This window comes from Caballeronia sp. dw_19 (assembly GCF_018449515.1).
GTDB lineage: Bacteria > Pseudomonadota > Gammaproteobacteria > Burkholderiales > Burkholderiaceae > Caballeronia.
Genome location: NZ_JAAVUQ010000006.1, coordinates 187,189 through 199,176, shown reverse-complemented (window position 1 = coordinate 199,176; position 11,988 = coordinate 187,189). Strand labels below are relative to the sequence as shown.

10 protein-coding genes are annotated in these 11,988 nt (G+C 60.8%); 4 read left to right on the top strand and 6 right to left on the bottom strand.

Going from position 1 to position 11,988, the window contains the following annotated elements:
- Nucleotides 1-258: 258 nt before the first annotated feature.
- Nucleotides 259-1,065 (bottom strand): MetQ/NlpA family ABC transporter substrate-binding protein, encoded by an 807-nt coding sequence (locus tag HB376_RS11115; RefSeq protein ID WP_213763706.1) that lies wholly within the window; start codon nt 1,063-1,065, stop codon nt 259-261.
- A gap of 460 nt (nt 1,066-1,525) precedes the next feature.
- Here HB376_RS11115 and HB376_RS11110 point away from each other — a divergent pair, with 460 nt between their 5' ends.
- From HB376_RS11110 to HB376_RS11100, 3 genes are all read left to right on the top strand, one after another.
- On the top strand, nt 1,526-1,792 hold the full coding sequence (locus HB376_RS11110) for a hypothetical protein (protein ID WP_213763705.1): 267 nt from the start codon (nt 1,526-1,528) through the stop codon (nt 1,790-1,792).
- A gap of 365 nt (nt 1,793-2,157) precedes the next feature.
- Nucleotides 2,158-3,411, top strand: a complete 1,254-nt coding sequence (locus HB376_RS11105) for an SfnB family sulfur acquisition oxidoreductase (protein ID WP_213763704.1) — start codon at nt 2,158-2,160, stop codon at nt 3,409-3,411.
- 3 nt (nt 3,412-3,414) lie between these two features.
- Complete coding sequence (locus HB376_RS11100) at nt 3,415-4,674, top strand: SfnB family sulfur acquisition oxidoreductase (RefSeq protein WP_213763703.1); 1,260 nt, start codon at nt 3,415-3,417, stop codon at nt 4,672-4,674.
- A gap of 90 nt (nt 4,675-4,764) precedes the next feature.
- On the opposite strand, the gene HB376_RS11095 is transcribed toward HB376_RS11100, so the two are convergent.
- The 5 genes from HB376_RS11095 to HB376_RS11075 are packed head-to-tail and all read right to left on the bottom strand — an operon-like array spanning nt 4,765 to nt 10,246.
- Nucleotides 4,765-5,637, bottom strand: coding sequence for an ABC transporter permease (locus HB376_RS11095; protein ID WP_213763702.1), 873 nt, complete (start codon nt 5,635-5,637; stop codon nt 4,765-4,767).
- The gene (locus HB376_RS11090) at nt 5,634-6,629 is read right to left on the bottom strand and encodes an ABC transporter permease (protein WP_213763701.1); all 996 of its coding nucleotides are present in this window, start codon (nt 6,627-6,629) and stop codon (nt 5,634-5,636) included. The genes HB376_RS11095 and HB376_RS11090 overlap by 4 nt, the downstream gene beginning before the upstream one ends.
- A 5-nt stretch (nt 6,630-6,634) precedes the next feature.
- Nucleotides 6,635-8,356, bottom strand: coding sequence for an ABC transporter substrate-binding protein (locus tag HB376_RS11085; protein ID WP_213763854.1), 1,722 nt, complete (start codon nt 8,354-8,356; stop codon nt 6,635-6,637).
- Entirely contained in the window at nt 8,292-10,025 is a 1,734-nt protein-coding gene (locus HB376_RS11080; RefSeq protein WP_213763700.1) for an ABC transporter ATP-binding protein, read from the bottom strand. The genes HB376_RS11085 and HB376_RS11080 overlap by 65 nt, the downstream gene beginning before the upstream one ends.
- Nucleotides 10,022-10,246: a hypothetical protein gene (locus HB376_RS11075; protein ID WP_213763699.1), complete on the bottom strand. Its 225-nt coding sequence runs from the start codon at nt 10,244-10,246 to the stop codon at nt 10,022-10,024. Before HB376_RS11075 ends, HB376_RS11080 begins: the two co-directional genes overlap by 4 nt.
- 528 nt (nt 10,247-10,774) lie before the next feature.
- Between HB376_RS11075 and HB376_RS11070 the strand changes: the two genes are divergently transcribed.
- Nucleotides 10,775-11,956, top strand: coding sequence for an acyl-CoA dehydrogenase family protein (locus tag HB376_RS11070; RefSeq protein WP_213763698.1), 1,182 nt, complete (start codon nt 10,775-10,777; stop codon nt 11,954-11,956).
- The last annotated feature ends 32 nt before the right edge of the window (nt 11,957-11,988 follow it).

Here is an 11,988-nt window from a genome sequence, read left to right as displayed (position 1 = left end):
AGGAGTGCTTCCCTGGAGGCCGCATACACTATCAGCGGAAAAGGCGAAGGTGAACCAACAAATCGGAATGTCGTTATCGCGAGGAGGTGTAAGTATTTGAGGAAAGCTGCGCAAGGGCGGCTTATTTGAAAATATTGAATGCCAAGCAGATACTCGACGAGCTATCGGCAGATATTCATCACTTTCAGCGCGTTGCCAAGTACCGAAAAAAGGACGACTGCCGGGCGATTTAAGATTTTTAAATCTTCAGGCGAGCACTTAGCGCAGGTAGTCGGGGCGCGTGAATCCCTTGAATCGCTCGTCGACCACGCGCCTGAACTCGGGAGACTTGTAAGCGTTGGCGATGTCCTGAACGTACGGCTTTTCGAGGTCGCTACTACGCACGGCGACGAGGTTGAGGTAGTGAGGCGGAATCTTTTCGAGCAACAACGCGTCGGTAAGCTTCAGCCCGGCGGCCAGCGCGAAATTTCCATTGATGAACGCGTAATCTACGTCGTCGAGGGAGCGGGGCAATTGCGCGGCGTCAAGTGGCAGCAGCTTGAGCTTATGCGGGTTGGTGGCTATGTCTCGCTCGGATGACGTGACCGGATTGGTCCCCGGTTTGAGCGTGACCCAGCCGATCTGTTCAAGCAGCACGATTGCACGCGCCTGGTTAGTGACATCATTGGGCAACGATACGGTCGCGCCGTCCTTCACGTCCGCAAGACTTTTGAATCTGTGGCTGTAGGCGCCGATCGGTGCGGTCGGGACCTTGATCAGTTCGGAGAGCTTGAGATTATGATCATCGGAGAATTTCTTCAGGTAAATCTCATGCTGAAACGCATTGGCGTCGAGCGCTCCGTCCGCCAGGGCGAGATTGGGCTGTACATAGTCGGTGAATTCGATGATCGTGACCTTATAGCCTTCCTTCTCCAGCACCGGTTTTATGCCATAGCGAATCTGGTCGGCATAAGGACCCGCTGTCGCGCCAAAGCGGATCTCGTTTTTCGCGGGATCTGCCGCGTATGCAGACACCGCCACGACCGGTACGAGCAGGAAAGCACAAATGCCACGAACCCAATTCATCTCAATCTCCACGTAATTTGCTTTAGTCGCAGCAGCGCCACGAGCCTTTGTAGTCTTTTGACGCCCACTCTTTCAGGAAGCCGACGCGAAGATAAGCGAATCAAATTCTGGCGCAAAGCAAGCAATTCTGCTTTGCTAAGAATCGGGTGTGTTTTCGTCCGTGCTGCGATTGCCCGATGGTCTGATCAGTGGGGCAATGCCTATCGAAGAGTCTTCAAGTCCCTGTGTCTTTAGTGGCCTGGTTCGTTATGCAACCCGCAGCTTGAGCCGCCCAGCAGGCCTCAATCGCGGCACAGCCATAAGCAAAGCAGGCATTGTTCGTTGGCGACGCATGACATGCGTTCTACGATTAAATCGTCTTACTCGCCACCCTCTCCCGTGTTGCGCGCGAAGCGACGGCGGTGCCGAGCGCGCCGTGCGGTAGCCGGCCGGGGATTACAGGATGAGCGGAGGGCAGCACATGGCACCGGACAAGGAATTTGCCGTGAAGACTGGGCTTTGGGCAAGGCTCAGAAATATCCTGCGACGCGGGCCGTCAAGGCCTGCTGCAGCGGCCTGTGCGAGTAAGGCGGGACAGCAGGAGGTTGGGCCGGCACTGCACGCTTCGGAGCGGCTGGAGTGCATCGCTGCGTACGCACGTGCGGGCTATTTTGACATGGGCTACGTCGCGGATCTGTTCGTTTTTATCCCCGAAATTCCCTTGAGCGACTGGCGGGATGAGCCGTGACGCTTGTCCGTCACGTCACCGGGAAAGCCTGTCTATCCTCTATCCAACGCGGCGAGGTCACCGCGTCGATTGTGACGCTTGAGAAGCTCGCGCGCTTTCGACGTCCCCAAAGGAAATTTACGTCAGGGCGCCACGCTTCGTGAAAACGCCATCTTGGTGTTCGCGCCGGGCTAATCTCGATTGCTGATAAGCAACTTCCATTTTGATAGTAGGCCCGTGAGATTGGCACTGTTCCAATTGAGGATAAGGATCCGTTTCGGTGACTACCCTTCGCGGTGGCCGCACCGCTCCGGTGTTCGGCAGTAGCGCTTTGCGATTTCCAAAATATCGAAAGCCTGCGAGCAACCTTTCCCTCTGGAACAATCATGTCGACGAGTACTATCGCAGGCGCTGAATTGCGCTTGCCCAAACTTCCCGATCCGGACCGCGTCCAAGGTATTTCAAACGACGCACACGCGCTGGACGCGGCTCGCCGTCTGGCCGATGAATTCGCGCCCGGCGCCGCGAACCGGGATCGGGAACGCTTGTTACCCTGGGCCGAACTCGATCTCTGGTCCGAAAGCGGGCTCGGCACCATCACGGTACCGCGCGAATACGGTGGTGCCGACGTGTCGCTTGCGACCCTCGCCGAGGTATTTGTCATACTATGCGCGGCCGATCCGGCGTTGGGACAGATTCCGCAGAATCATTTCGGTGTGCTGGGCGTATTGCGCGAGATCGGCACGCCCGCTCAGAAGCTGCGCCTGTACAACGAGGTCTTGGCTGGACGACGGCTGGGCAATGCCGGACCGGAGCGCCGCTCAGCCGAGTCCTCGACCATCCTCCAGGGCACCACGCGTCTGCGCACGACCCCCGATGGATTGCGCCTCGACGGCCGCCGGTTTTACTCCACGGGTGCATTGTTCGCGCACCGCGTGCCGACTCGAGCGACAGACGACGAGGGCCGCGCGGTCCAGGTCTGGGTACCTCGCGACGCGCCGGGACTCAGCGTGATCGACGACTGGAGTTCGTTCGGTCAACGCACCACGGCCAGCGGCAGCGTGGTGTTCGATCAGGTCGCAATCGACCCGCAAGACGTGCTTCCAATCTGGCAACTCGCCGATCGTCCCGGACTATACGGTCCGACTTCGCAACTGATTCAGGCCGCGATCGACCAGGGCATCGCCGAAGCGGCAGTGGCTGATGCCATGACTTTCGTGCGTGAACGCGCCCGGCCGTGGATCGATTCGGGGCTGGAGCATGCTGTGGATGATCCGTACATCATCGCTGATGTCGGCCGCCTGCAAATCGACCTCCATGCCGCCCACGAAGTCCTGCTTGAGACCGGCCGTACCCTGGATGCGATCGCCTCCTCAGGAACGCTTGACGCCGAGCTCAGCGCACGCGCTTCGGTGGCGGTTGCCGAAGCCAAGGTATTAACCACGCGCATTGCGCTCGAGGCCAGTGAAAAACTGTTCGAGCTGGCCGGCTCCTCGGCCACGCGCGCGGCCCATAACCTGGATCGTCATTGGCGCAACGCGCGTACTCACACGCTTCATGACCCGGTGCGCTGGAAGTCGCACCTGATCGGCAACTACTATCTCAACGATGTGCTGCCCGCGCGGCACTCCTGGAACTAAGCCATGATTTTTTCTGTATCCGAGGGCAGCACGGCCGCCGCGCTCGCAGGACCGATCCCCAGCCCGCGTCCGGCTCGCGTACCCGATCTGATAAAAGACGACGCGCAGGCGCTAGCGGTCGCACAACGGCTCGCCGCTGAATTCGCGCCGAATGCGGCGTTGCGTGACCGCGAGCGTCGCTTGCCATGGGCGGAGCTGGATGCCTTCGTCCTGAGCGGCCTGTGGGGTATCACCGTGCCGCGCGCATACGGCGGCGCAGGCGTCACCAACGGTGTGCTGGCAGAGGTGACAGCGATCATCTCGGCAGCCGACGGGTCGCTCGGCCAGATTCCGCAAAACCATTACTACGCGCTCGAAGTCTTGCGCGTGGGCGGTAGTCACGCCCAAAGACGCTTTTTTTACGAGCGTGTCCTGGCGGGCGAACGCTTTGGCAATGCGCTCGCCGAGATCGGCAACAAGGACTTCAAGCGACGCACCCGGCTCACCCGCGCGCCGGGCGACTGGCATATAGACGGCCAGAAGTTTTATTGCACCGGCGCCCTCTATGCGCACTGGATTCCCACGCTGGTCGTGGCGGACGATGACGGCCGTGACGTGACGTACCTGGTGTTCGTGCCGCGTGGAGCGCCGGGAGTAACCGTCACCGACGACTGGGACGGCTTCGGCCAGCGGGTGACCGGCAGCGGGTCGGTCCGCTTCGAACATGTAGCGGTGCAGCCGGAATGGGTCATACCGTTTCAAACCTCGTTTGATCGCCCCACCACCATTGGTCCGCTGGCGCAGATCATCCACGCGGCCATCGATCTGGGTCAGGCCCGTGGCGCATTCAATGCGATGTTGCCGTTCGTCCGCGAGCGTTCGCGGCCGTGGATCGATGCGAAGGCTGCGCGTGCCAGTGACGACCCGCTGACGATCGCCCAGGTCGGCGATCTCGCGGTGCGCCTTCGGGCAGCGGAGGCCCTGGTGCGTAGAGCAGGACGGGCAGTCGACACGGCGCAAGCCGATCCCACCGAGCGCTCGGTGGCAGAAGCCTCCGTCGCGGTGGCTGAGGCACGCGCTCTGACGACCACCGCCTCACTCGATGCCGGCTCGCGCCTGTTCGAACTCGCGGGTACGGCCGCTACGCTCGACGGCCTCGGTCTTGACCGCTTCTGGCGCAATGCGCGCACCCACACGCTGCATGACCCGGTGCGCTGGAAGTATCACGCCGTGGGTAACTTCTATCTCAACGACAAGCTTCCGCCCCGGCATGGAGCGCTTTGATGGTTGGGTGGGCGAGTGAATGCCGGGGCACGAGGATGTTGCTGAATCGGGACACGGACCAAGCGGCAATTTCGTGCCTTATTCCCCAAGTCATGAAACGCCCGCCTGCACCTCCGGCACCACTTCGGTGCTGCGTTTTCTTCGCAGCCGCGGATTGAATGCGGTATGCAGTGCGTCGCTCAGCAGGTTGAGTCCGAGCACGGTCAATGCAATCGCCGAGCCCGGCACCGCGATCATGTACCAGGCAGTGCGCAACGCTTCGCGTCCCGTGCCGACCATCGAACCCCAGCTCACCACATTCGGGTCACCGAGCCCGAGGAACGACAACGCCGCTTCCGACAGGATTGCATTGGCGACCAGCAGCGCGGTGGAGACGAGAATGGGCGTCATCGCGTTGGGCAGGATTTCGATGAAAATCAGGTGCGCATCGCTAGCACCTATCGCTACGCTCGCACTGACAAACTCGCGCTCTCGCAACACAATAAACTCGCCGCGCGTCAGGCGCGCGATGCTGGGCCATGCTGTCACGCCGAGCGCAAAAACGATGGTGGTCAGTGAAGGCGTCAAGATGGCGACGAGAATGATGGCAAGCAGGAAGGGCGGTACGGTCTGGAAGAACTCGGTGAACGCCATGAGAACCTGATCGATCAGACCGCCGAAAAATCCTGCGATGCCACCAATCAGGATGCCTAAAACAAGTGCGATGACTGCGACCGATCCGCCCACGTACAGCGAGACGCGTGCCCCATGAAAGAGCCCTGCCAGCAGGTCACGTCCCATCAGGTCCGTGCCGAGCGGATACGCACTATCGGCGCCGGGCCACAGGTAGGGTGCGGCGACCATATCCAGCGGATCGCCCGGAAAAAGCCAGTTCGCCGAAAGCGCCGCGCCCAAGGCCAGCACGAGCAGAAGTGCGCCGAAGAACGCCGACGGCTGACTAAAAAAATGCAGGAATTTTTTCATTGCCGGTGCCTCGTACGCGGATCGATCAAGCCATAAAGCAGGTCGACAACCAGATTCAACACGACCACCAGAACCGCCGACAGCAGCAACACGCCGACCAGCAGATTGACGTCCCGGCTCTTGATCGCTTCGAACGAGAGTTGCCCAAGTCCCGGCCAGCCGAACACCGTTTCCACGATGATCGAGCCGCCGAGCAACGCGCTGCTTTGCAGGCCCAGCATTGTGAGAACGGGCAGGATGGCATGACGCAATGCGTGGTGCGTCACCACGTACCAGGGCCGCCCACCCTTGGCGCGGGCGGTGCGAATAAAATCTTCCTGCAGCGTCTCGATCATCGAAGCGCGCGCCAGTCGTGCGAAGACGGCGACGTAATAAAGCACGAGCGTGGCGGCAGGCAGCACCAGATGACGCAGCCGGTCGAGCAACAGCCCGAAGCCGCGATGAGCGATGTTGGTATCGACGATACCGCCGATCGGGAACCATTCGAGATGCACGCCAAACACCACGATGAGCATCAGCGCTGTCCAGAACATTGGCGCGGAATAGCCGAGGGTTGCAAGCGTTGACAAGAAGGTGTCGACGAAACCATGCGGCCGGCGCGCGGCGAGCACGCCCAGCAATACGCCCAGCAGCACCGAGATGACCAGCGACGTGCCGATCAATACCAGCGTGGCGGGCAAGCGTTCAAAGATCAGCGTCGAGACCGGTTCACCGAAGCGAAACGAAAAGCCGAGATCGAACCGTAGCGCATGCCCGACGTAATGCAGCAACTGCCACACGACACTATGGTTGAGCCCGTAAGCCTCACGAAGCTGGGCCACGTACTCCGGCGAGACGTTGCCGCTTTCGCTCGCGATGACATCGACGAGATCACCCGGCATCAGCTTGAGCAGCACGAAGTTGAGCACCGTGGTGCCGAGCAGGACCAGCACCAGTTGAATCAGGCGCCGTCTGATCCTGCCTCCGTTAATGCCAGATGTCCGTTGCAGCATGGTTTTTACGCCTTGTCGAACCAGACTTGCGCGAAGTTGGCACGCGAATGGCTGGCGGTATCGGTGACATTGCGCAGGTTTTTGGCCCACACGCCGAACCAGCGGAACTCGAACAGGTTGATGAGCGACAGGTCGCGTTGAGCGATCTTTTGCAACTGGAAGTACAGGTCGCGTCGTTTGGCCGGATCGGTTTCCGTTTGTGCCGCTTCAATCACATGGTCCATCTCGGGGCTTGCATAGCCGGACGCGTTGAACCAGGGCGTGCCTTTGGCTTCCGCCTTCGACCAGTAATGCTGTTCTATGCCGATCTGCGGATCCAGTCCGTCTGTGCCCCAACTGCTGATGAGCTGGAAGTTGTAGTCCGTGAAGACGTTCTTGATCCAGGTCGGCAGATCCTGTCCCCGCAAGGTCACGTCGATGCCAACCCGGCGCAGCGCCTGACGCACGAATTCACCGGTACGACGATAGTCGTCGCCATACGGGATGAAATCGTGATTGAGCTTGAAACGCCAGCCATCCGCTTGCTTCGGGAAGCCCGCTTTGTCGAGCAGGGTTTCGGCGAGTTTGGGGTCGTACGGGTACTGCTGCGTGTCGGGCGTGTAGAACGCCTTCACCAGCGACGATTCCGGGCCCGTAGCGGGCACGGCGTAGCCACCCCACACGGTCGTGACCAGGACGTCCCGGTTGATCGCGTGCGCGATGGCCTGACGAACTTCGAGCTTGGCAAGAATGGGGTCGCGCAGGTTTGGTTCGAGCCATAGCCACGCCGCGTAGCCGTTGTAACCTTCCTGCGAAACCACGAGGTTGGGCAGTTTGGCAAGCCGGTCCGCGTCCGCGAACGTCACCGGGTTGCGCTCGCCATATTGCGCGGCGCCCGTCTCGAGCGCTGTCGCGCGCCCCGACACGTCGGGCGTGATCTTCCACGTCAGGCGATCGAGATACGGCTGACCAGGCGCCCAGTACTTGTCGTTGCGATCCAGCACGATACGGTCGCCGCGCAGCCATTCCTTGAATACGAACGGCCCGGTCCCCACCGGTTTGTTGTTGTACGGATTGTTGCGGATGTCCGTATTTCCGTAGAGATGCTTCGGCAGGATCGGCGTGCCGAGCGAATCGAGAATGCCGAAGGTGGCAGGCGTCGATTTCGATAAATGCAGAACGACCGTATGCGCATCCGGCGTGTCGATTCGTGTCAGGTATTGCAGCACACGCCGTGATGCCGGGCTGATCTTGAGCCAGACTTCTTCGGCGGAAAATTTCACGTCGGCGGCGGTGAACGGCTGGCCGTCGTGCCAGGTCGCGTTCTGACGCAGCTTGAAGGTCCACGTGAGACTGTCGGGCGAGACGGTCCAGCTTTCCGCCAACTGCGGACGCGGCTTCAGGTCGGGGCCGTATTCAACAAGACCATCGAATATCTTGCTCGCGACCGCTCCAATCATGGTGGCGGAATTCACAAAGAACGCGAGGGTCGGCGGTTCCGGATGAATGACGGCGGTCAACGTGCCGCCTCGTTTGGCGCCCTGCAAGGTGTTCGGCAGCGGTTCGGTCAACGCCCATGCTTCGCCGGTGAACATGAACGGTGTTGCTGCGCCCGCGAGCAATGCGCCGGCGCCTTTGAGCAAGCGCCGCCGCTTGAGGTCGGCCACGGCCGCCCCTAGCGGATCATCGCGAAACAGGAGTGTCGAGGTCGAAGGCGGGAGTGGCTTGGGGCGCTTGGATGTCACGATGGATTTTCCTTGTGGTGAACGGCAACGGCACATGCGACGACGGTACGGCGTCGATCAGGGTGCGGGTGTAGGGATGCTGCGGCGAGGTCCAGATGGAGCGGTGATCGCCGGTTTCGACGAGACGTCCCGCTTGCATCACGAGCACGCGATCGGCGATATAGCGGACAACAGAAAGGTCATGCGAGATGAAGAGCAGCGCGAGCCCGAGTTCGGCCTTGAGGTCGGCGAGGAGATCGAGAATTTGCGCCTGGATGGATACATCGAGGGCCGACACCGGCTCATCGCAGATCACCAGTTCAGGTTCGAGCACAAGCGCTCGCGCAATGCCTATGCGTTGTCGCTGGCCGCCGGAAAATTCGTGCGGATAGCGCTGCAGTGCCGAAGCGGGCAGGCCAACCGCATCGACTATGCGGCGAATTTTTGTTTCGCGTTCGCGTCGTTGCGACACGCCATGAATCGCCAGGGCAAGGCCAAGCGTTCGTTCGACGGTGTGACGCGGATTGAGCGAGCCGTACGGGTCCTGAAAGATCATCTGCACGCGTCTGCGATACGGGCGCAATGCACGGCGCCGGCGATGCGTGACGTCGTCACCATCGAATACGATGCTGCCCGCGGACGGTTCCAGGAGTCGCGTCAACGCGCGGGAAAGCGATGACTTTCCGCAGCCCGATTCTCCGACGAGTCCCACCGTCTCGCCTTCTCGAATGTTGAACGAAACACCGTCGACTGCGCGCACATTGTGTCCCGCGCCCGGATAGTCGACCTGCAAGCCGGTTACCTCGAGCAAGATGCGCGGGGCGGTACTCGCTATTGCGTTTGTGGCTTCTGTGGCTGTCAGCCGCTCGCTGATGGTCTCTGTCAGGCGGCCGTCACGATAATGCAGTCCCGCGCCGAAATGCAGCGACGCGCCAAGGAGCGCGCGCGTGTACGGCTGCGCAGGATGCGCGAACAACGTCGCAGCGTCGGCTTCCTCCACCTTCGTGCCGTCCTTCATCACGATCACGCGGTCTGCCCAGCGCGCGACGACACCGAGGTCGTGCGTGATCAGCAATACCGCCATCGACAACTCGCGTCGCAACTGATCGATGAGTTCGAGGATTTGCGCCTGGATAGTGACGTCGAGCGCCGTCGTGGGCTCGTCGGCGATCAGCAGGCTCGGGCGGCACGCTACCGCGATCGCAATCATCACGCGTTGTCGCTGGCCGCCCGAAAGCTGATGCGGATACTGATCGAAGCGCAGTGCCGGCTCGGGCAGACGCACGAGATCCAGAAGCTCAAGGGCTTGCTTGCGCGCTGCTGAAAACGACAGCGGCCGATGCAGCGTCAGCGCTTCGGCGACCTGCCGCCCGATCGGCTGAAGCGGGTTGAGCGACGTCATCGGCTCCTGGAAAATCATGCCGATGCGATTGCCCCGCAACGCGCTCCATTCGCGTTCTCGCAGCGTGAGCAACGCCTGGCCTTCGAAGCGTATCGATCCTTCTACATGCGCTTGCGTGGGCAGAAGTCCCATTGCAGCCAATGCGATGGTCGATTTACCGCTGCCCGATTCCCCGACCAGCGCCAGCATTTCGCCATGTTGAATGGAGAGGTCGATGGGGTGAACCGCCGGACGTCCGCCGAACGATACGGCCAGCTTGTTCAGTTCGAGCAGTGGAGTTGTCGGGTTCATGTCGACCGTGCGCCCGTCTGTTGTTCTGGCAGTTGCGCCGCGCTGCCGGGATAGCCGATCACCATGTTCCCTTCGGTTCTTTCATTGATGAGATGCTCGATTGTCGAAAATCGTCGCTTAAGCAGATAAGGCGTTTCGCAAGTCCGGTCCACGTTGATGTCGAAGCCGTCACTGCTGAAGAAATGCACGATGAAAGCACTCAGAGGGATGTTCTGGCTCATGGCGGGCCATGTGACGGACTAATGAAATGAAAGAGGAGCGATTGCCTTGCAGCGTTGGGCAGTGCGCGAGCGACAAGGCAGGATCGCTAGGATGGCATGGTTGCGTTTTTTGGCTAACCATCGAATTGACATTTGCATTCCACGAAAGCGACGTGACCCCACGATGCGACGGCCGTGGCGATGGCGCACGCAGGTCAGCGGCAAATTGCTTCCCGAATCACGTTGGCCGGTGCTAAGTGCGGCGCGCGCAGCAATACCGCGCAACAGCGCTTTCGACGGTGCACGAATCTGGCAGCAAAGAACATTGCAATGGCGCCGCTCTAACGCGTCGCGACGCGCCAGCCCACGGTTGCACGCGAGACCGATCGCAAACCCTGCCGGCACCTGGCAAGGAACTTTCAATGAAACGTTTCATTGACAACGCCAGGGACATTGTCTAGATTAGGGCGTGCTGCGGGGCGTGCTGTGATTCGGGGTTTCAAAGATCTGATCCGCGGCGGTGCCATAACCCGGCGAAAGGGCTTTCTCATGAGCGAACGAGATCCTACGGTGGTGGAGCTTGGGGACGATTTTCCCGAGATCCGTACAGCTATCCAGGCAATCTGCAAGCGGTTCCCCGGCGACTATTGGCGCGCTCTGGAAGACAAGGCCGCTTATCCGGACGAATTTGTCGGGGCGTTGACCAAGGCCGGCTATCTGGCGGCCCTGATTCCTGAGGAATACGGCGGCGCCGGGTTGCCACTGCGCGCGGCAGCGGTGATTCTCGAAGAAATTCATGCGAGCGGCTGCAGTGCGGGAGCATGCCACGCGCAGATGTACATCATGGGGACGCTGCTGCGGCACGGCAGCGCCGCGCAAAAACAGAAGTATCTGCCCGAGATTGCCGCCGGACGCTTGCGCCTGCAAGCGTTCGGCGTGACCGAGCCGAACACGGGCTCAGACACCACGCAACTCCGGACTCGTGCTGTGCGCGATGGTGACCACTACGTCATCACCGGGCAGAAAGTGTGGATATCGCGCGCCCGTCAGTCCGATCTGCTCTTGTTGCTGGCCCGAACCAAGCCATTGGAAGAGGTCACGAAGCGCTCCGACGGCCTGTCGGTATTCCTGATCGACATGCGCGAAGCCGTCGGCCACGGACTCGAGATCCGCATGCTCGACGCAATGATCAACCACCAGACCACGGAGCTCTTCTTCGATGGCTTGCGGATCCCGAGCGACAACCTGATTGGTGAGGAGAATCGCGGGTTTCGCTACATTCTCGACGGCATGAACGCGGAACGCATACTCGTGGCATCGGAGGCGATCGGAGACGCGCGTTTCTTCATCCGCAAGGCGGCCGCCTATGCGAGCGAGCGCGTGGTATTTGGCCGTCCGATCGGGCAAAACCAGGGCGTGCAATTTCCCATCGCGCGAGCCTACGCCGAAACCCGGGCCGCCGATCTCGTCAACCGCAGTGCCGCCGCGTTGTTCAGCGCCGGGCGTGATTGCGGCGAGGAGGCGAACCTGGCCAAATTGCTTGCCTCCGAAGCCACGTGGCATGCGGGGGACACGGCGATGCAGACCCACGGCGGCTTCGGCTTTGCGCGCGAATACGATATCGAGCGCAAGTGGCGCGATACGAGGCTTTTTCAGATCGCGCCGATCTCGACCAATCTCATCCTCTCGTATCTCGGGGAACATGTACTCGGCATGCCACGTTCGTACTAAAAACAAGTGGAACACAAGTAAGACTTGACGGG

Coding starts and splice junctions, on each gene's coding strand:
- HB376_RS11080 (WP_213763700.1), bottom strand. CDS start 10,025: ATGAACCCGACAACTCCACTGCTCGAACTGAACAAGCTGGCCGTATCG.
- HB376_RS11105 (WP_213763704.1), top strand. CDS start 2,158: ATGTCGACGAGTACTATCGCAGGCGCTGAATTGCGCTTGCCCAAACTT.
- HB376_RS11070 (WP_213763698.1), top strand. CDS start 10,775: ATGAGCGAACGAGATCCTACGGTGGTGGAGCTTGGGGACGATTTTCCC.
- HB376_RS11100 (WP_213763703.1), top strand. CDS start 3,415: ATGATTTTTTCTGTATCCGAGGGCAGCACGGCCGCCGCGCTCGCAGGA.
- HB376_RS11075 (WP_213763699.1), bottom strand. CDS start 10,246: ATGAGCCAGAACATCCCTCTGAGTGCTTTCATCGTGCATTTCTTCAGC.
- HB376_RS11095 (WP_213763702.1), bottom strand. CDS start 5,637: ATGAAAAAATTCCTGCATTTTTTTAGTCAGCCGTCGGCGTTCTTCGGC.
- HB376_RS11090 (WP_213763701.1), bottom strand. CDS start 6,629: ATGCTGCAACGGACATCTGGCATTAACGGAGGCAGGATCAGACGGCGC.
- HB376_RS11115 (WP_213763706.1), bottom strand. CDS start 1,065: ATGAATTGGGTTCGTGGCATTTGTGCTTTCCTGCTCGTACCGGTCGTG.
- HB376_RS11110 (WP_213763705.1), top strand. CDS start 1,526: ATGGCACCGGACAAGGAATTTGCCGTGAAGACTGGGCTTTGGGCAAGG.